This window comes from Campylobacter sp. RM12651, assembly GCF_022369475.1.
GTDB lineage: Bacteria > Campylobacterota > Campylobacteria > Campylobacterales > Campylobacteraceae > Campylobacter_E.
On sequence record NZ_CP059600.1, the window covers coordinates 44,345 to 63,340 of the forward strand.

Genomic DNA, 18,996 nt, shown 5'->3' on the forward strand with positions numbered 1-18,996 from the left:
AACTTATCTAAAATATTTTATACAAATAATTCAAGTAATGTTTTTTATATTATTCAAAATTATTATTTATTTTCTTACTAAATTTCAAATTTCTCAAACCTAACTCTCACCACATAACCACCACAACTACAAACTATCTTCACTAATTTTAGTTTTTAATGTTTTTAAATTGTATTTTTAAATTCTCCCAACTTTCCATACTTTCGCCACAAATTTTCAATTTTTTCAATTTTTTTAAAAAATATTTTCATATTTAAGAATACTTTAAGTTTTGCTGTATATAATTCAGGCTTTCGTTTGCATAACTTCAGTTATCAAACTTGTTATTTTAAATAGTTTTATTGTTAATTTTAAATATATCAATTATTTCAACGTCAATCTTTGATATCTAAACAAGTGATCAAGAGCCATTTAAAACTTTCTTATATATAAGTTTTAAATCATTCACTTCATTATTTTATTTATTTTTTAATTTTTCATAATTAAAAAATAATCATTTAAATTATGGAGAGTTTGATCCTGGCTCAGAGTGAACGCTGGCGGCGTGCCTAACACATGCAAGTCGAACGATGAAGTCTAGCTTGCTAGACGGATTAGTGGCGCACGGGTGAGTAATGTATAGCTAACTTGCCCCTTACAAGAGGACAACACTTAGAAATGAGTGCTAATACTCTATACTCCGCTCTAACATAAGTTAGGGTGGGAAAGTTTTTCGGTAAGGGATAGGGCTATATTGTATCAGCTAGTTGGTAAGGTAATGGCTTACCAAGGCTATGACGCATATCTGGTCTTAGAGGATGATCAGACACACTGGAACTGAGACACGGTCCAGACTCCTACGGGAGGCAGCAGTGGGGAATATTGCTCAATGGGGGAAACCCTGAAGCAGCAACGCCGCGTGGAGGATGACACTTTTCGGAGCGTAAACTCCTTTTTTACAAGAAGAATACTGACTGTATTGTAAGAATAAGCACCGGCTAACTCCGTGCCAGCAGCCGCGGTAATACGGAGGGTGCAAGCGTTACTCGGAATCACTGGGCGTAAAGGGCGCGTAGGCGGAGTAGTAAGTTGGATGTGAAATCTAATGGCTTAACCATTAAACTGCATTCAAAACTGCTATTCTAGAGTAAGGGAGAGGCAGATGGAATTAGTAGTGTAGGGGTAAAATCCGTAGATATTACTAAGAATGCCAATTGCGAAAGCGATCTGCTAGAACTTAACTGACGCTAAGGCGCGAAAGCGTGGGGAGCAAACAGGATTAGATACCCTGGTAGTCCACGCCCTAAACGATGTATGCTAGTTGTTGGAATGCTAGTCATTTCAGTAATGCACCTAACGGATTAAGCATACCGCCTGGGGAGTACGGTCGCAAGATTAAAACTCAAAGGAATAGACGGGGACCCGCACAAGCGGTGGAGCATGTGGTTTAATTCGAAGATACGCGAAGAACCTTACCTGGGCTTGATATCCTAAGAACCTTGTAGAGATACGAGGGTGCTAGCTTGCTAGAACTTAGAGACAGGTGCTGCACGGCTGTCGTCAGCTCGTGTCGTGAGATGTTGGGTTAAGTCCCGCAACGAGCGCAACCCACGTATTTAGTTGCTAACAGTTCGGCTGAGCACTCTAAATAGACTGCCTTCGCAAGGAGGAGGAAGGTGTGGACGACGTCAAGTCATCATGGCCCTTATGCCCAGGGCTACACACGTGCTACAATGGCATATACAATGAGAAGCAATACCGCGAGGTGGAGCAAATCTATAAAATATGTCTTAGTTCGGATTGTTCTCTGCAACTCGAGAGCATGAAGCCGGAATCGCTAGTAATCGTAAATCAGCTATGTTACGGTGAATACGTTCCCGGGTCTTGTACTCACCGCCCGTCACACCATGGGAGTTGATTGTGCTTTAAGTCGGAATACTAAACTAGTTACCGCCCACAGCAAAATCAGCGACTGGGGTGAAGTCGTAACAAGGTAACCGTAGGAGAACCTGCGGTTGGATCACCTCCTTTCTAGAGTACATACTCTTTAACTCACACTAAAGAGTAATAATAAATATTTCAAGAGCTCTTGAGAGCTTGTTTGGATATCAAAGGTTGAAATGAGTATTGATATGGGGAATTAGCTCAGCTGGGAGAGCGCCTGCCTTGCACGCAGGAGGTCAGCGGTTCGATCCCGCTATTCTCCACCATATAAAACTTAAACAGAGCATTTAAGCTAAATGTTCTTTCTAGGTTTTATTTAATTTAATTCTATGTTATATATAGTTTCTAACCTAGTGTTATTTTATTTATCAATGTTAAGAGTCACAAGCAAGTAATATAAAACAATTTCATAAGCTTGTTAAAGGTAGTTATACTTAATCTCTTTCTTATTACATATATTAAGTATATATAAGAAAAAGTTTTTAAGCATCACAGCTTAGACGCTTTCCGTCTTGAAGATTAAGATTAATAATTACATAAAAACTTTAGCAAGGAAGTAATGCGTTTTAGTAATACTAAAAACAATAACAATAATGCATGCAAATATATTTCAATTAATACTATTAATTGTAAAAATATTAATAACATTATTAACAAAGGTAAGCTAATAAGAGCAAATGGTGGATGCCTTGGCAGACAAAGGCGATGAAGGACGTACTAGACTGCGATAAGCTACGAGGAGCCGTCAAGGGGCATTAATTCGTAGATTTCCGAATGGGGCAACCCAATACATAGAGATATGTATTACCATATATGGAGCGAACGTTGGGAATTGAAACATCTTAGTACCAACAGGAAAAGAAATCAATAGAGATTACGCTAGTAGCGGCGAGCGAAAGCGTAAGAGGGCAAACCACTAGTTTACTAGTGGGGTTGTAGGACTGCAACAAAGACTAAGCAAAGATAGTAGAACAAGTTGGAAAGCTTGAGCGTAGAGGGTGATACTCCCGTACATAAAATCTTTACTTTACTTAGCAGTATCCTGAGTAGGGCGAGACACGTGAAATCTTGTCTGAAGCTGGGTCGACCACGATCCAACCCTAAATACTAATGTCTGACCGATAGTGTACAAGTACCGTGAGGGAAAGGTGAAAAGAACTGAGGTGATCAGAGTGAAATAGAACCTGAAACCATTTGCTTACAATCATTCAGAGCCCTATGTAGCAATACAGGGTGATGGACTGCCTTTTGCATAATGAGCCTGCGAGTTGTGGTGTCTGGCAAGGTTAAGCTAACGTGAAGCCGTAGCGAAAGCGAGTCTTAATAGGGCGATAAGTCAGATGCTGCAGACCCGAAACGAAGTGATCTATCCATGAGCAGGTTGAAGCTAGTGTAAGAACTAGTGGAGGACCCAACCGACGGCCATTGAAACGGCTCCGGATGACTTGTGGATAGGGGTGAAAGGCCAATCAAACTTCGTGATAGCTGGTTCTCTCCGAAATATATTTAGGTATAGCGTTGTGTAGTAGCTATAAGGGGTAGAGCACTGAATGGGCTAGGGCATACACCAATGTACCAAACCCTATCAAACTCCGAATACTTATAGTGTAATCACAGCAGTCAGGCGGCGAGTGATAAAATCCGTCGTCGAGAGGGGAACAACCCAGACTACCAGCTAAGGTCCCTAAATCTTATTTGAGTGGAAAACGATGTGAAGTTACTTTAACAACCAGGAGGTTGGCTTAGAAGCAGCCATCCTTTAAAGAAAGCGTAATAGCTCACTGGTCTAGTGATTTTGCGCGGAAAATATAACGGGGCTAAAATAAGTACCGAAGCTGTAGACCCAAGCCTAGCTTGGGTGGTAGGAGAGCGTTCTATAGGCGTTGAAGATGTACCGGTAAGGAGCGTTGGAGCGTATAGAAGTGAGCATGCAGGCATGAGTAGCGATAATTAATGTGAGAATCATTAACGCCGTAAACCCAAGGTTTCCTACGCGATGCTCGTCATCGTAGGGTTAGTCGGGTCCTAAGCAAAGTCCGAAAGGGGTATGCGATGGAAAATTGGTTAATATTCCAATACCAACATTATTGTGCGATGGAAGGACGCTTAGGGCTAAGCAAGCTAGCGGATGGAAGTGCTAGTCTAAGGTAGTAGGTTGTTATACAGGCAAATCCGTATAACATTAGACCGAGAACTGAAAGGCTTTCTGAAGTCTTCGGATGGAAGGAAGAATTGCTGATGCCGTCGAGCCAAGAAAAGTTTCTAAGTTTAGATAATGTTGCCCGTACCGTAAACCGACACAGGTGGGTGGGATGAGTATTCTAAGGCGCGTGGAAGAACTCTCTTTAAGGAACTCTGCAAAATAGCACCGTATCTTCGGTATAAGGTGTGGTTAGCCTTGTATTAGAATTTGACTTCGAAAGCAAGGAAACTTACAACAAAGAGTCCCTCCCGACTGTTTACCAAAAACACAGCACTCTGCTAACACGTAAGTGGATGTATAGGGTGTGACGCCTGCCCGGTGCTCGAAGGTTAATTGATGGGGTCAGCAGCAATGCGAAGCTCTTGATCGAAGCCCGAGTAAACGGCGGCCGTAACTATAACGGTCCTAAGGTAGCGAAATTCCTTGTCGGTTAAATACCGACCTGCATGAATGGCGTAACGAGATGGGAGCTGTCTCAAAGAGGGATCCAGTGAAATTGTAGTGGAGGTGAAAATTCCTCCTACCCGCGGCAAGACGGAAAGACCCCGTGGACCTTTACTACAGCTTGACACTGCTACTTGGATAAGAATGTGCAGGATAGGTGGGAGGCTTTGAGTTATAGACGCCAGTTTATAATGAGCCATCGTTGAGATACCACTCTTTCTTATTCGGGTAGCTAACTAGCGTGAGTTATCCTCACGTAGGACAATGTCTGGTGGGTAGTTTGACTGGGGCGGTCGCCTCCCAAAAAATAACGGAGGCTTACAAAGGTTGGTTCAAAACGGTTGGAAATCGTTTGTAGAGTATAAAGGCATAAACCAGCTTAACTGCAAGACAAACACGTCAAGCAGAGACGAAAGTCGGTCTTAGTGATCCGGTGGTTCTGTGTGGAAGGGCCATCGCTCAAAGGATAAAAGGTACCCCGGGGATAACAGGCTGATCTCCCCCAAGAGCTCACATCGACGGGGAGGTTTGGCACCTCGATGTCGGCTCATCGCATCCTGGGGCTGGAGCAGGTCCCAAGGGTATGGCTGTTCGCCATTTAAAGCGGTACGCGAGCTGGGTTCAGAACGTCGTGAGACAGTTCGGTCCCTATCTGCCGTGGGCGTAAGAAGATTGAAGAGATTTGACCCTAGTACGAGAGGACCGGGTTGAACGAACCACTGGTGTAGCTGTTGTTCTGCCAAGAGCATCGCAGCGTAGCTAAGTTCGGATGTGATAAGAGCTGAAAGCATCTAAGCTCGAAGCCAACTCTAAGATGAATCTTCTCTTAAGGTCGCAGCAAGACTAGCTGCTTGATAGGTTGGGTGTGTAAGTGGTGAAAGCCATTTAGCTGACCAATACTAATAGACCGTCCGCTTACTTTAAATAAGCATTACTTCCTTGCTAAGGTTTATTACTTTAGTAAGTTTAAGAGTTTAAATTACTTGCTTTTAACATTGTTATTTAAGTTTATTAAATACTAATAGATTTAAATAACAATGTCCGTGATTATACAAATGTGGTAACGCCTTGTCCCATCCCGAACCAAGAAGCTAAGCACATTGTGGGTGATGATACTACGCCTTACTGGCATGGGGAAAGTAGCTCGTTGCGGACTTGTTAAAATCTTTTTTAACTCCTTTCTTTTTAATAATAATTGATTTTTATATACATATTTTTAGATTTAATTTTTTTATTATATTTTTTTAATTGTAGAAACGGGATAGGGCTAAAAGGTAAGTTTTTATTGTTGCTTTCTTTTTTAGCTTTGTTTGGGTTTTTAAAACCTTTACTTTAAATAATTTGCTTAATTATATTTTTTAGTATGAGATTATAAAAATAGATATTTTAAATGATACTTATACAATATAGCTCTTACTTTTTATATAGGTTTTTTTTATTTGCTTTAAGTAGTTTTAGTATATGCTAGAAGTATTTATAAGTTATATGTTTAAAGTATTTATATGAGTATGCTTATTTAATTTAAGTAGCTTTATATGTTTAAAGAATTATGTATTTAATAAGCTTAGGTGATTAATTGTTTTTTTAGGTAGTTAAAGTTAAATCAATATTAGAATAATATTTAGACGTAAGCCATAATCTCATATGAAAACATTATTAAAGTAATATGAGTGGTTGAAAAATAATATTGGTAGTGAAGGATTGTAATTAAATATTATTTTTTCTAATTTTAATTAAGTAATGTTATTGGTAGCAAATTTCTTATTTATGCTATCAAATCTTTATCTTTAATAAGCAATATTAGTAGTAAATGAGGTGTTTATAAAATTAGGTTTATTTAAAACGAAGTTTATTTAAAACGAAGTTTCTGTAAAACGAAGTTTCTGTAAAAGAAGTTTTTAAAACTAGGTTTATGTATAGAAAAGTTTATATTAAATAAAATTTCTGTAAAACAAAGCTATTAAAAAACGAAGTTTTTAAAAAACTAAGTATTTAAAAATTAAGCTTATATAAAATTTGGATTTAAATTCTTTTGCAGTAATTAGGGCTTAGATTGTTTTTAGAAGATAAGTAATTAATACTAAAGTATTTTTATGCTAAGCTTATTAAGTAATTAAATTAATTAGATTTATTGATTATATAAAAGTATTTATTACGCATATAAAACATAATTAGGATATGAGTTTTTAGTGTTGGGGGGGGGTAGATTAAGTTTTATATAGGTTTAAAGTATTTAAATAATAAAACTATATAAACTAATTTTATACCTTTACAGGATAAACAATGTTTTTAAAAGCTTTTTTAATGAAATAAATAAGCTGTGGATAATATAGATAAATGATGTTGGGTAGTGGGTTTAATACAAATTGATAGATAAATTTTTTATTTTATTTAATATAGGAATTTATCTTAAATATTTTTAATGTAGTTTGATAAGAGTTATTTCTAAAATGCTTTATAAGATGATTTAGGAAATGATTGCGGTAGTATTTTTTAGTGTAATAAAAAATAGCTTATAAATTAGTGGATTTAGTGACTGATTGAATTGTAGGTATAGTGTTAATATAATTAGTGATGATTAAATAAGATTTATAATAGTGGCTTAGCCTTGCTTATTAGATTTAAATGAGCTATTAGTAAATTAATTTTTTAGATTAATAACATAGCTTATAAATTTTTAATCTAAAGGGTTAGAGTAAGGCATAACAATAGTATTCCAGAATAAAAAAGCGCATATGAAAGAACTAATATTACAAATTTAAAATAATAAAGAAAATTTTCTATAAAATTATAATATATGTGGTTTTTATCTTTTGGTTTATATTCTTTTGAAATTACTTTAAAATAACGAAAGCAAAATACACATTTAAAGAAAAGTTTAGCCTTAAATTTTTTATACGGGTAAGCTTCACATAAGAATGCAAATCCTACAACTATCATAGCAAGAAATACTAGTTTCATAAAATCCTTTCAGTAGTATTTATAATACTTAATTAATCAAACCAACTATAACGCTTTATATTATTTTTTTCTAAAATTTCAATAAAATTTTTAATTTCATCTTGTGTAAACATATTTTGATTTATATGTATCGGAAATTGAAATTTCTTAAACCTAACTACTATATTATTATTAGTAATAGAAGCAAAAAACCAATAATCTTTAAATTTTCTATAGCAAACCTTTTGAGTGCAAAACTTTCTCTTAATTATGAAAAAATCTTCATAACAAATAACCGTTTTAATATCAATTGCACAAAAAAAATGATAAGGTATAATAGCAACTATAATAAAACCAATAATATTTGCTAAAAAATTATCTAAATCTATAAAACATATTCCAATCAGTAAAGTTGCTAAATCCCATATGAAAACAAATATATAATAAAGAGATACGAAAAAAGATTTTTTTCTATTCATCACAAAAATAGGCTCATTGTTGTTTTGTATAATATTTTCCTATATTATTTATTTTATTTTGAAAATAGGCTCTTCTTTAAGTTTTACCCTACAGCTTTTAATCTATTATTATATTCTCTATACTCTCAATTTTTATCATTATTTATTCTTTAGTTTAAAGAATTTGAATTAGGATTTATATTTATTTTGTTTTATAAATTGTAAGGCAAATAAAATAATAAAAGAAATGGCTAATAATATTATACTAAGCTCATTTGCTTTATTTAAATCTAGTGTTTCTAATGCTTCAAATACGGCAATAGAAGCGACTTTTGTCTCTCCTGCTACGCTACCGCCTACCATCATTACTACACCAAATTCTCCCATAGTATGAGCAAAACTCATAACACTAGCACTTATTATACTAGGGATTATTAGCGGCAAACAAAGGCGAAATATTATGTTAGCTTGAGATTTTTCAAGTAATTTAGCTCTATCAAAAAGATTTTTAGGCAAAGCATTAAACGCACTATAAATAGGATTAAACATAAAAGGCATAGAATAAATTATTGAAGCAATCAATAAAGCCTTAAAATTAAAAACAAGTTTAATATCAAAATTAGCCAAAAATTGCCCTAAATAATTATTAGGACTTAATAGCACCAATAAATAAAAGCCTAAAACGGTAGGGGGTAGCACAAGTGGCAATGAAATTATGCTTAATAGTATTTTTTTACCAAAAAACTCTTTTTGGCTTAGATAAAATGTAGGATATAAGCAAATAAAAAATAATATTATAGTAGTTACGAAAGATAACTTAAGTGATAAGAAAATTGGTGTTAATTCTTGCATAAAAACTCATTATTTTGGATTTTTTCTATAAAAAATTCTTCTTTATTAAGACATTTTTCAAAACTACCATTTTTTACAAAATATATTTTATCAGCAAGGGCATTTATTTCAAAACACGAATGAGATACAAAAATAATTGTTCTTTTGTAGTCTTGATTTATTTTTTTGATTAGTTTTATAAGTGCTATTTTGTTACTATCATCAAGTGCACTTAAAGGCTCGTCTAATAATATATATTTTGCATTTTTGCTTAAGGCACAAATTAATGCTAGTCTTTGTTTTTGTCCTCCGCTTAGAGTGCTGATTTTTTTAGTTTTGTGCTCTTCTAAATTAGCTAGTTTTAATAATTCATCGTAAAAATTACTTGTATTTTTATCTAATTTTTTACCAAAAATATATTTTAAATCATCTAAAAGAGTTTTAGTATTTGTAAAAACTAGATTTTCATATACATTAAAATTATCAAATAATGTGCAATCTTGAAATAAAAAAGCAATATCTTTTAGCAAGGGCTTATTAATAAGCCCAGCTATTAATTTTAAAATAGTGCTTTTACCACTTCCGCTATCACCAAACAACGCGATAATTTCTCCATCATCAAAGCTTAATCTAGCATTTATTTTAAAGTCTTTAAAATCGTGTTTTAAATCCAGCTCATTCATAGCCATATTTATTAAAAATTTCCTTTGCATCAGGGCTTAATATAAAATCATAAAACACTTTAGCATTTTTTTCTTTACTTGTAATTATCATACCTTGTAAAATTGGTTCGTATAATTTATCATCAATTTTTAATATGTTTTCATCACTAAAACCTAATTCTTTAATTTGCTCTACGCTAGACGCTGCTACAAAGGCATAATCACAAGCTTTTGTAGCTTGTAGTAGTGTTGCTGAAATATTTGTAGCCGTTATTATGTTTGAACTATTTGGAATTTGATTTAATACTTCTTTAGCTGCTTTTCCATAAGGAGCTGTGTTTGGGTTTGCTATAGCTATACAAGATGCGGTTTTTAAATCATCTAAATTAGGCTTTTTTTTAGCTGAAAATAATATTAGCTTTCCTTTTGCATAAGTGATTGCTTGATTTTTAGTTAATTCTTCTAAATCTTTAGCAAATTCCATATTTGCAGATAAGAATACATCATAATTTGCTCCATTTTTAATTTGTGCGTTAAAGCTACCACTAGCACCTGTATTGACATTAAGTTTTATATCTGGGTGTAGTTTTTCAAATTTTTGCTTTAATTCGTTTAGTGGATAGCTTATATTTGCAGCTGCTGCGATATTTAAAGTATTTGCTAATGCAAAAGAACTTAAACTTAAAAATAATAATGCTTTTTTCATACTTACTCCTTTAAAATATAAAAAATTATATATTAAAAAATCTTTAATAAGACTGAATTTAAAAGCTTATTATATAAAATAATATATAATAAATTAATTTTTTATTTTAATATTACAATTATTAAAAAATGCTAGTATTTTGCCTTTTAATTTATTTAAGGAGAAAATATGAAAAAAATATTTTTAAGTTTAGCAGCAATTAGTGCTTTAATAATCCAAACAGGTTGTAATGATAAAAAAGAAGAGCAAAAACCAGCTCAAGAGCTTAGTCAAAATGTAAAATCAAGCACTGAAGAAGTGGCTAAGAAAATAAATACAATTGTAGATAATGTAGCAACAAAGGTTGATGAACATATAAATACTGCTGCAAATCAAGTTGAACCTATGATAAATTCTGCAGTAGATAGCATTAGTGATACTACAAAAAGCGTTGCTAATAATTTAAAAGAAAGCACTAATGAAGTTGCAAATACGATAAAAGAAAGCACAGATAGTGCAGCTAAAGCAATTACTGATGGCATTGATAAGGTTAGTAGTAGTGTTGAAAATGTTTTAAAAACTGATGCGGCGACTTTATTTAAAAAATGTATTGCCTGTCATGGAAAAAATGCAGAAAAATTAGCTCCTGGGGCTGAAGTTGTAATAAATACTTTAAGTGAGAGCGAAATTTATGAAGCTTTAAGTGGATATAAGGCGGGAACTTTTGGTGGTAAATCTCAAAAAACTATGCAATTACAAGTAAAAAATCTAAATGATGAAGATTTTAAAGCTTTAGCTAAATACATTAAGACTTTATAAGATAATTAAAAATTAGGAATTTGAAATTCCTAATTTTATTTTATGATTATTTTGTAGTTAATAATATTTTTAGAAGTTTTTTTGCACTTTCAACACCAGGTTGATCGTAAGTGCTAATGCCTATCATAAGCCCACAAGCACCAACTAATAACTCATAATAGTATATTAAATATCCGATATTATAAGCACTTTTGCTATCAAGCTCAATTAGACTTGTTTCTATTCCTTCAGCTTTTATCGCATCAAGACACGATTTGCTTTGAGCGTAAAGTAGCTCATCTAAACTATGTCCTACGCTTTGATTTTCAAGATTTTCAAGTCCTTTTATGTGCTTTATTTTGGGGCTATTTGGATTTGGTTTTATACGGATAAATTCTACGAATTTATCTTTTGGCCCTTCAATTATGAGTTGTAAAAACGAATGCTGGTCTTTTGGTCCTATCAGACTAATTGGTGTAAGTCCTACGCGTTTATATTCTTTAAATTTCCCAAGACTTTCGGCTACAAGTTGAACGAACCATTCGTTAAAATGGCGTAATTCTTCACAATAAGTGAATAAAACATAATTTTTATTTATCATTTTTGTGCTTAGCGTGTAGGCTAGATTAAGTATATGTTCTTTTGTTTTTTGCTCGTTCATACAATCTTTAGCACCTTTGATAAGTTCATCAACATTAGCCCCTGCTAAAAATAACGGCACAAGTCCAACATTACTAAGCACTGAAAATCTACCGCTAACATTTTCTTCTATATCAAAATGCGTTATTTCATTTGTCTTTAAAAACTCATAAAATTTGGTATTTTGCATACAAATTCCTATTAAGTGATGCTTTAAATCATCTACATTTAAACCTAAAACATCAAGCAAAATCCTAAAATAACTTATACATTCAATTGTATTTCCAGATTTTGATACTAATATGAAAAGCGTTTTTTCAAGGTCAATTTTTTCTAATATTTCATTAAAAAGAGTACTTGAAATATTGTCTAAATAATCAATATTTTTTATCCCCAAAAAACTCGTAATCGCCCTAGTGCCAACACTACTTCCACCCATTCCAATAACTATAAAATGACTTTTGTTAGTAAATTTTTCTTTTACTTTTTGAAGTTTTGAAATTCCTAAATCAAATTCTAAAGGCAAATCATAAAACCCAACTTCGCCACTTTGCCTTTCTTCATTCATTCTTTTTAGATAAAGGCTTATGTTTTCTTGCGAAGTTTTTTCAAAATACTCTTGATAGGTAATCATTTGTAATCTCTTTCATAAAAGTATTTAGTCGCCTCAAAAAAACCTTCTACACTACCACAATCAAATCTAAGACCACTAAATACTAATCCTATACATCTACCTTCTTTTGCTTGAGTATTAAGAGCATCAGTAATTTGAATTTCTCCACCACGACCAGGTTTGGTATTATCTAAAATATCAAAAATATCAGGGGTTAGAATATATCTTCCAATAATTGCTAGATTTGTTTTTGCGTCTTTTGGGTCTGGTTTTTCAACCATATCTGTGATTTTGTAAATATTATCTTCTAATTTTACGCCTTCAATAATCCCATATTTTTTAGTATCTTTATTTGGAACCTCCATAAGTGCAACAATACTGCAACGATATTTTTCATATGCTTTTACCATTTGGCTCATTACACCACAAGCATCATTTACACACAAGTCATCTGCTAAAATTACCCCAAAAGGTTCATTACTAACCATATTTTTAGCACAATTTATAGCATCGCCTAATCCATTCATTTTTCTTTGTCTAGTAAATGTGAAGTTACATACTTCCATTTGCCTACGAACATCATCAAGTAATTTTTCTTTTTCACTGCCTTTTATTGCGTCTTCAATCTCATAAGATATATCAAAATAATCTTCTAAAGCTCTTTTTGTTCTGCCTGTAATAATACCTATATTTGTAAGTCCTGCTTCAATAGCTTCTTCCATAGCATAGTGGATTAATGGCTTATCTAAAATAGGTAGCATTTCTTTAGGTAAAGTTTTTGTTGCAGGTAAAAATCTAGTTCCATAACCTGCTGCTGGAAATATGCAAGTTTTTATCATCTTTCTTCCTTTTTAAAATTGTTGATATTTTTTAAAACCTAGTTTTTTCTTTATTTTACGTCTTAAATATTTTTCTATTGTTTTTAAATAATTTGCTTTTTTATCAAATGATAGATTACGTTCTAATATAAAATCATTTATATAATCTATTTTTTTTTCAGCTAATAACTCATTGGTTGTTCTTAGTGGTATAAAGTTAAATTTATTAATTAAGGATAAATCATATTTAGAATTATGCAATTCATCCATAAAGTTTGTTATATTATTATTTTTATAAACTGTATTGCATATATTGCTATTTTCAATATAAATCATTTGTTCTTGATTGTTGTTTAATGCAAAATCCATACCAATAAAATATATATTTTTGTACCCTAGCGATTTTCCAAGCAACATTAATAAAACTCCAGAAGTTGGTCTTAAGTTATCAAATTCGTCAAATAAGCATACATCTTTTAGAATTTGCTTATCTAAAATATCTTTTAATATATATACAAAAGGCATTTTGCTTTTAAACTTGTTTAAACAAAAATTGGTATCCCAATTATTATTTATATAGTTTAAACATATGTTTTCGATTTTGTATTCATTTCTTTTAATAATTTCATGAATTGTTCTTATTTGGTGATGAATAACTATTGGATTAAACATTACTAATTTTATATTTTTTCCAATATAATATCTATCTTCGCAATAGAATTGATTACATCTAAAAACATCAAAATCATTGGGTAATGAATTTAAGTCTATGTTTTTGAGGCTAGGTCCATTTCCCGCTACAATTAAATTATCGCTGTCTCTTTTAAAATCAATCATAAATTAAATCCTTTTATAATCTATGATATATTATAATATCTAAAATAAAAATAAAAGGTTTAAAATGCAAATTTTAAATAGAATTATAGATACAAATCATCCAGCTCTAATTATTGCGGAAATTGGTATTAATCATGGTGGTAGTTTAGAAGTAGCTAAACAAATGGTAGATGCGGCTCATCGTGCAGGAATTGAAGTTGTAAAACATCAAACCCATATAGTAGAAGATGAGATGAGTAAAGAAGCTAAGAAGGTAATTCCAGGAAACTCAAACGATAGCATATATGATATTATGGCTAGATGTGCCTTAAATGAAGTTGATGAACTAGAGCTTAAAAAATATGTAGAAAGTAAAGGTATGATTTTTATATCAACCCCATTTAGCCGTGCAGCAGCTCTTAGATTAGAGAGTTTTGGAGTAAGTGCATATAAAATAGGTTCTGGCGAGATGAATAATTACCCACTTTTAAAATTAATTGCTAGCTTTCATAAACCGACAATTATATCAACAGGCATGAATGATATAGCTTCTATTAAAAAAGCTGTGAAGATTTTTAAAGATGAGAATACCCCTATTGCATTACTTCATACTACAAATCTTTATCCAACACCACCACAGTTAGTAAGGCTTGGGGCTATGCAAGAGATGATGAGAGAATTCCCTGATTTAGAAATTGGACTTAGCGATCATACTTTAAACAATAACTCATCAATTGCAGCTATTGCTTTAGGGGCAACAATAATTGAAAGACATTTTACCGATCATAAAAATAGAGTTGGAGAAGATATAGTTTGTTCTATGGATGAAAATGAAGCAAGAGAGCTTGTAAATGCTGCAAAAGAACTTCATCAAATGAAAGGTGGCAAAAAAGAAGCAGCTAAAGAAGAAAAAGTTACCATTGATTTTGCGTTTGCAACTTGCGTAAGTATAAAGCCTATTAAAAAAGGAGAAGTGTTTAGCGTAGATAATCTTTGGGTAAAACGCCCTGGAACAGGTGAGATACTAGCTGAGTATTATGAGAGTTTATTGGGTAAAAAAGCAAAATGTGATATAGAAAACGACACTCATATAACTTGGGATATGATAAATGAGTAAAAAAATACTTTTTGTAAGTGGAACTAGAGCTGATTGGGGAAAGATTAAACCACTTATAAAAGAGATTGATAAGTGCTATGACTTTTCTTATATGATTTATGCTTGCGGTATGCATTTACTAGAGCAATTTGGAAGCACTTATAAAGAGATTATTAAAGACGGATTTTCAAATTTATATTTAGCAAAAAAATATGAAACAAATAAAACTGATATTAATTTATCCCATTTTATAAGTGATTTTAGCGAGTTTGTAAGTTCGTATAAACCTGACATGATAGTAATTCACGGGGATAGACCAGAGGCGTTAGGTGGAGCTATTGTTGGGGCATTTAATAATATTTTAGTAGCACATATTGAAGGTGGAGAAAAAAGTGGCACTATAGATGATAGTATAAGACACTCAGTTACTAAACTATCTCATATACATTTTGTCGCAAATGATGAGGCTAAAGCTAGGCTCATTCAATTAGGAGAAGATGAAAATGCTATTTTTATAATAGGTTCGGCTGATATTGATGTAATGCTAAGCGATGATTTACCAACTTTAGAAGATGTTAAAAAATATTATGGTATAGATTTTAAAGATTATGCAATATTTTCATTTCATCCTGTTACAACTGAAGTTAATTCTATGCAATATCAAGTTGAGAATTTAATTCAACTATTAATTAATAGTAATAAAAACTATATTTGTATATATCCGAATAATGATTTGGGTAGTGATATTATTTTAAATGAATTAAAGAAGTTAAAAACTAATTCAAAATTTAAATTATTTCCATCAATTAAATTTGAAAAATTTTTAACACTTTTAAAATATGCTGAATTTATTATAGGAAATAGTTCAGCTGGTATTAGAGAAGCTAGAGTATATGGGACTTATTGTATAAATATAGGTTCAAGGCAAAATTCAAGAGTAAAAGAAAATATAAAATATATAAAAACATTTAAATCAGATGATATGCAATTACTTGATTTTATTAAAACACATAATTTTAATATAAAAAATAAAGATAATTCTTTTAGTAGTGGAAATTGTGCAGGTGAATTTCTTAAAATTTTAAATAATAAAAAGACTTGGAAAATTAATTTGCAAAAAAGGTTCAATGATTTATGAAGGTTTTAGCAATTATTCCGGCAAGAAGTGGTAGTAAAGGTGTAAAAGACAAAAACATTAGATTAGTAAATAAAATTCCTTTAATGGCATATACGATCAGTGCAGCTATTAAATCTGAAATTTTTGATGAAATAATGGTGTCTACTGATAGTATAGAATATGCGAGTATTGCTAAAAAATATGGTGCAAGTGTGCCGTTTTTGCGTAATGAGAAGACAAGTAGCGATACAGCTAAAACTTTAGATTGTGTTTTAGAGGTTTTAGATGAATATAGAAAAATAGGTAAAATATTTAATGTTTTAATAATTTTACAACCAACTTCACCGCTTAGAGATGCCGAAGATATCAGAGGTGCATATGAGACTTTTTTAAAACATAAAAAAAGTGTAGCTAGTGTATGTGAAGGTGATAATGTTGTTTTATTAAGAACTATTAGTGAAGGTATATTGGAAAAAATAGTAGAGCAAAATAGCACAATAAGACGTCAAGATTTTAAGAAAAACTATAAAATTAATGGAGCTATTTATATAAATTATATTAAAGACTTAGATGAGAATACAAGTTTTAATGATAACGAAATAGCTTTTATTATGGAAAAATCTCATTCACTTGATATAGATACTGAGTGGGATTTAAAAATTTTTGAGCATTTGTTGTAAAATATGTTTTGAGCAAATTTTTAGGTATATTCTAAAAGTATTTATATTTTTTAGTTTGTGTGTATTGTAAAACCGAAATAAATATAAGAAATGTAGTTTTTTCATTTTATTTTTATTATATTTTTTTGTGTTGCGTAGTATGTCTGTATATATTTTTACAAATGTTCTATAAAGTCTATAATCAATAAATTGATTATAATTATTTTTTATAAATTTTAAAAGAATTTTAATATCTTTTAGATTCTCATTCATTCTATAGTTTGAATTATCAATTGTTATGCTTGTTTCGTTTTTGTAGTATTTATAAAATGTCGCATTTGTAAAACTAATATATCTTAAATCACTTAATATTATCGCAACTGATAGTATTCCATCATCTAACATACATACTGATTTTATTTGTTGATTTAAAAGCATTGCCCTAGCTTGGAATAAAACGTTTTTTCTAAAAAATTTTGCACAAAGTTGCCAGCTATCTAAATTTGATTTATATGTTTTTGGTTTTAGGATTTGGTTTTTTATAATTTTAAACTTTTTATGATTGTTATATATTGTGCATAGACCACCTATAGCAATATCTATATTTTGAGACATAAGTTTAACCACTTCTTCGCAAGCATTTAATTCTAATTCATCATCAGGATCCAAGAATGTTACAATATCACCAGTAGAATATTTTATTCCCTCTAGTTTTGCGTAGAGTGTTTTTAAATTTGAATGATTTTGTATAATTTTTATTCTATTATCTTTTTTCTGTATGTTTTTTGCGATTTTAATGCTGTTATCCCCCCCCATCATCAATTACCAAAATTTCAATATTTTTATATGTTTGATTTAGGCAACTATTTAGTGCACGAAGTATATATTTTTCTTTATTGTATGTTGCCATAATTATTGATATTTTCATTTTTTCCTTACATTAACGTATATTTGCTACGAAAAGCTTTTCTATTTTGTTTTGAGTAAATAAACAACGTGATAAACCTAACAAAAATTTTAGGCAATTTAATGCTTGTCTTATATTCTATAAAGGTATCTAAAAACTCTTCATATGCAAGCGATCTTCTTGCATAAGTCCACCAAATTTGCCCCCCCCCATAAATTTGAGAGTGGTTTTGTATAAGACCACCTGTTTTTACATTTTGAAAAGGTTTTGTGCCTACATAATGTATTAAGCTTGGTTTGTCACCTATTTTTGATATATAATCCTTGTCAGGGTTTTGAAAGTAATCTATATTTAGACAATTCCATTTTAGGTCAAGTTGTTTTATAAGTGTTTTATTTTCTAGAGCTATTAGGTTAAGCATTATTTCATCGTTTATTGTTTTACATTCTTTGTATTTTTCATTTACATCTAACGCTAGTTTTGACAGGTTCATATTTCTACATTTATCTATATTAAAAATCATTACTCCAGCATTAAACCATGAATTTATTTGAAATGGTGTGATTTTTGATACTCTTTTCATATAACATGAATATTTGTTATCTACGCAAGCAGCAAATAAATAATTATCATCGCATTTTTTATATAACTTGCTTATATCATCTAGCACTACTGTATCAGCATCTAAATATATAATATGTTGAAAATTAGTAAATATATCACTTATAAATAATCTATAATAAGTGCTTAAACTAGAATCGCCACAGTACTCATTACAATCTTTAAGTTTTTCTTTTAAATTATTATCTAATGAAATAAATCTTATTGAAATATTTTCTTTCTCATAAAAAGCTTTTATAGTTCTTTTTTTGATTTCATTTCTACTATCATTTAAAATTAATATGTCGTATTGATTATCGTGATTTAGGTTATCTATAATGCTTTGTAATGATACAATCATTTGATTTAAAAATGTTTCGTTTATTGCAAAACAGATTCCTATTTTATGCTGAAATAAAGGTTTCATTAACAATCCTTTTAAATTGATATTAAAATTTTAAATTATAAATATTATTTATGTGTTATTCAAAAAGCAACAGTTGTTACTTACTAGCAATAATAACACGATTTGATTAAATAAAAGAAGCTTTAAAATTAGATATAAAAGAATAGTTTTTAAGAATTTGAAATATGCTTTCCAATTCTTTTTATATTATTTTAATGTTTTTAGATACTCAATTACAAATTCTTGGCATTTTGTAACTGTTTTTTCATCAAAACTTTATTTTCTAGGTTCCACATTTGATATTATTCTAATCCCTATAAAATGTATATCAAAAGCCTTTGTTACCTGAGCGACTGTTACACTTTTCATTTATTCAGTACT

General features: G+C 30.9%; 14 protein-coding genes, 1 tRNA gene and 3 rRNA genes. 8 read left to right on the top strand and 10 right to left on the bottom strand.

What is annotated here, in order from left to right; all coding sequences use genetic code 11:
- Positions 1 to 501: 501 nt before the first annotated feature.
- From AVBRAN_RS00260 to rrf, 4 genes are all read left to right on the top strand, one after another.
- Positions 502 to 2,010, top strand: a 16S ribosomal RNA gene (locus AVBRAN_RS00260).
- A 103-nt stretch (positions 2,011 to 2,113) separates the two neighbouring features.
- Positions 2,114 to 2,189 (top strand) — tRNA-Ala (locus AVBRAN_RS00265).
- A 391-nt stretch (positions 2,190 to 2,580) separates the two neighbouring features.
- A 23S ribosomal RNA gene (locus AVBRAN_RS00270) occupies positions 2,581 to 5,493 on the top strand.
- A gap of 116 nt (positions 5,494 to 5,609) precedes the next feature.
- A 5S ribosomal RNA gene (gene rrf, locus AVBRAN_RS00275) occupies positions 5,610 to 5,726 on the top strand.
- The 16S, 23S and 5S rRNA genes sit together here with 1 tRNA gene alongside, the layout of an rRNA operon.
- A 1,837-nt stretch (positions 5,727 to 7,563) precedes the next feature.
- Here the strand turns inward: rrf and AVBRAN_RS00280 are convergent.
- From AVBRAN_RS00280 to modA, 4 genes are all read right to left on the bottom strand, one after another.
- The gene (locus AVBRAN_RS00280; protein ID WP_239803241.1) at positions 7,564 to 7,989 is read right to left on the bottom strand and encodes a hypothetical protein; all 426 of its coding nucleotides are present in this window, start codon (positions 7,987 to 7,989) and stop codon (positions 7,564 to 7,566) included.
- Positions 7,990 to 8,157: 168 nt separating this feature from the next.
- Positions 8,158 to 8,820, bottom strand: a complete 663-nt coding sequence (modB, locus tag AVBRAN_RS00285; RefSeq protein ID WP_239803242.1) for a molybdate ABC transporter permease subunit — start codon at positions 8,818 to 8,820, stop codon at positions 8,158 to 8,160.
- Positions 8,808 to 9,512 (bottom strand): ATP-binding cassette domain-containing protein, encoded by a 705-nt coding sequence (locus tag AVBRAN_RS00290; RefSeq protein ID WP_239803243.1) that lies wholly within the window; start codon positions 9,510 to 9,512, stop codon positions 8,808 to 8,810. Before AVBRAN_RS00290 ends, modB begins: the two co-directional genes overlap by 13 nt.
- On the bottom strand, positions 9,475 to 10,167 hold the full coding sequence (modA, locus tag AVBRAN_RS00295) for a molybdate ABC transporter substrate-binding protein (protein WP_214118250.1): 693 nt from the start codon (positions 10,165 to 10,167) through the stop codon (positions 9,475 to 9,477). The genes AVBRAN_RS00290 and modA overlap by 38 nt, the downstream gene beginning before the upstream one ends.
- A 168-nt stretch (positions 10,168 to 10,335) precedes the next feature.
- Here modA and AVBRAN_RS00300 point away from each other — a divergent pair, with 168 nt between their 5' ends.
- Positions 10,336 to 10,965: a c-type cytochrome gene (locus tag AVBRAN_RS00300; protein ID WP_239803244.1), complete on the top strand. Its 630-nt coding sequence runs from the start codon at positions 10,336 to 10,338 to the stop codon at positions 10,963 to 10,965.
- Positions 10,966 to 11,011: 46 nt separating this feature from the next.
- Here AVBRAN_RS00300 and AVBRAN_RS00305 read toward each other — a convergent pair whose 3' ends face one another.
- Genes AVBRAN_RS00305 through AVBRAN_RS00315 form a run of 3 tightly spaced genes read right to left on the bottom strand, consistent with a single transcriptional unit; the run spans position 11,012 to position 13,851 of the window.
- The gene (locus AVBRAN_RS00305; protein WP_239803245.1) at positions 11,012 to 12,217 is read right to left on the bottom strand and encodes a glucose-6-phosphate isomerase; all 1,206 of its coding nucleotides are present in this window, start codon (positions 12,215 to 12,217) and stop codon (positions 11,012 to 11,014) included.
- A complete protein-coding gene (gene galU, locus AVBRAN_RS00310) occupies positions 12,214 to 13,035 on the bottom strand; it encodes a UTP--glucose-1-phosphate uridylyltransferase GalU (RefSeq protein WP_214118246.1) in 822 nt (273 codons plus the stop codon). The genes AVBRAN_RS00305 and galU overlap by 4 nt, the downstream gene beginning before the upstream one ends.
- Positions 13,036 to 13,047: 12 nt before the next feature.
- Positions 13,048 to 13,851 carry an alpha-2,3-sialyltransferase gene (locus AVBRAN_RS00315; RefSeq protein ID WP_239803246.1) on the bottom strand — a complete coding sequence of 268 codons (804 nt, stop codon included), beginning with the start codon at positions 13,849 to 13,851 and terminating at the stop codon, positions 13,048 to 13,050.
- A 64-nt stretch (positions 13,852 to 13,915) separates the two neighbouring features.
- Here AVBRAN_RS00315 and AVBRAN_RS00320 point away from each other — a divergent pair, with 64 nt between their 5' ends.
- The 3 genes from AVBRAN_RS00320 to AVBRAN_RS00330 are packed head-to-tail and all read left to right on the top strand — an operon-like array spanning position 13,916 to position 16,723.
- On the top strand, positions 13,916 to 14,947 hold the full coding sequence (locus AVBRAN_RS00320; RefSeq protein WP_239803247.1) for an N-acetylneuraminate synthase family protein: 1,032 nt from the start codon (positions 13,916 to 13,918) through the stop codon (positions 14,945 to 14,947).
- Positions 14,940 to 16,064 (top strand): UDP-N-acetylglucosamine 2-epimerase, encoded by a 1,125-nt coding sequence (gene neuC, locus AVBRAN_RS00325; RefSeq protein ID WP_239803248.1) that lies wholly within the window; start codon positions 14,940 to 14,942, stop codon positions 16,062 to 16,064. Before AVBRAN_RS00320 ends, neuC begins: the two co-directional genes overlap by 8 nt.
- On the top strand, positions 16,061 to 16,723 hold the full coding sequence (locus AVBRAN_RS00330) for an acylneuraminate cytidylyltransferase family protein (RefSeq protein WP_239803249.1): 663 nt from the start codon (positions 16,061 to 16,063) through the stop codon (positions 16,721 to 16,723). Before neuC ends, AVBRAN_RS00330 begins: the two co-directional genes overlap by 4 nt.
- Here the strand turns inward: AVBRAN_RS00330 and AVBRAN_RS00335 are convergent.
- The 3 genes from AVBRAN_RS00335 to AVBRAN_RS00340 are packed head-to-tail and all read right to left on the bottom strand — an operon-like array spanning position 16,697 to position 18,636.
- The gene (locus AVBRAN_RS00335) at positions 16,697 to 17,518 is read right to left on the bottom strand and encodes a glycosyltransferase (protein WP_275591984.1); all 822 of its coding nucleotides are present in this window, start codon (positions 17,516 to 17,518) and stop codon (positions 16,697 to 16,699) included. The two genes, AVBRAN_RS00330 and AVBRAN_RS00335, sit on opposite strands and share 27 nt — an antisense overlap.
- The gene (locus AVBRAN_RS10965; RefSeq protein ID WP_275591985.1) at positions 17,505 to 17,630 is read right to left on the bottom strand and encodes a glycosyltransferase; all 126 of its coding nucleotides are present in this window, start codon (positions 17,628 to 17,630) and stop codon (positions 17,505 to 17,507) included. Before AVBRAN_RS10965 ends, AVBRAN_RS00335 begins: the two co-directional genes overlap by 14 nt.
- A gap of 7 nt (positions 17,631 to 17,637) precedes the next feature.
- Positions 17,638 to 18,636, bottom strand: coding sequence for a glycosyltransferase family 8 protein (locus AVBRAN_RS00340; protein WP_239803250.1), 999 nt, complete (start codon positions 18,634 to 18,636; stop codon positions 17,638 to 17,640).
- Positions 18,637 to 18,996 lie beyond the last annotated feature (360 nt).

Excerpts from the sequence above, each read along its gene's own strand:
- modA (WP_214118250.1), bottom strand. The coding sequence starts at position 10,167 with ATGAAAAAAGCATTATTATTTTTAAGTTTAAGTTCTTTTGCATTAGCA.
- AVBRAN_RS00340 (WP_239803250.1), bottom strand. The coding sequence starts at position 18,636 with ATGAAACCTTTATTTCAGCATAAAATAGGAATCTGTTTTGCAATAAAC.
- AVBRAN_RS00320 (WP_239803247.1), top strand. The coding sequence starts at position 13,916 with ATGCAAATTTTAAATAGAATTATAGATACAAATCATCCAGCTCTAATT.
- modB (WP_239803242.1), bottom strand. The coding sequence starts at position 8,820 with ATGCAAGAATTAACACCAATTTTCTTATCACTTAAGTTATCTTTCGTA.
- AVBRAN_RS00330 (WP_239803249.1), top strand. The coding sequence starts at position 16,061 with ATGAAGGTTTTAGCAATTATTCCGGCAAGAAGTGGTAGTAAAGGTGTA.
- AVBRAN_RS00335 (WP_275591984.1), bottom strand. The coding sequence starts at position 17,518 with ATGGGGGGGGATAACAGCATTAAAATCGCAAAAAACATACAGAAAAAA.
- AVBRAN_RS10965 (WP_275591985.1), bottom strand. The coding sequence starts at position 17,630 with ATGAAAATATCAATAATTATGGCAACATACAATAAAGAAAAATATATA.
- AVBRAN_RS00300 (WP_239803244.1), top strand. The coding sequence starts at position 10,336 with ATGAAAAAAATATTTTTAAGTTTAGCAGCAATTAGTGCTTTAATAATC.
- galU (WP_214118246.1), bottom strand. The coding sequence starts at position 13,035 with ATGATAAAAACTTGCATATTTCCAGCAGCAGGTTATGGAACTAGATTT.
- AVBRAN_RS00315 (WP_239803246.1), bottom strand. The coding sequence starts at position 13,851 with ATGATTGATTTTAAAAGAGACAGCGATAATTTAATTGTAGCGGGAAAT.
- AVBRAN_RS00280 (WP_239803241.1), bottom strand. The coding sequence starts at position 7,989 with ATGAATAGAAAAAAATCTTTTTTCGTATCTCTTTATTATATATTTGTT.
- neuC (WP_239803248.1), top strand. The coding sequence starts at position 14,940 with ATGAGTAAAAAAATACTTTTTGTAAGTGGAACTAGAGCTGATTGGGGA.
- AVBRAN_RS00305 (WP_239803245.1), bottom strand. The coding sequence starts at position 12,217 with ATGATTACCTATCAAGAGTATTTTGAAAAAACTTCGCAAGAAAACATA.
- AVBRAN_RS00290 (WP_239803243.1), bottom strand. The coding sequence starts at position 9,512 with ATGCAAAGGAAATTTTTAATAAATATGGCTATGAATGAGCTGGATTTA.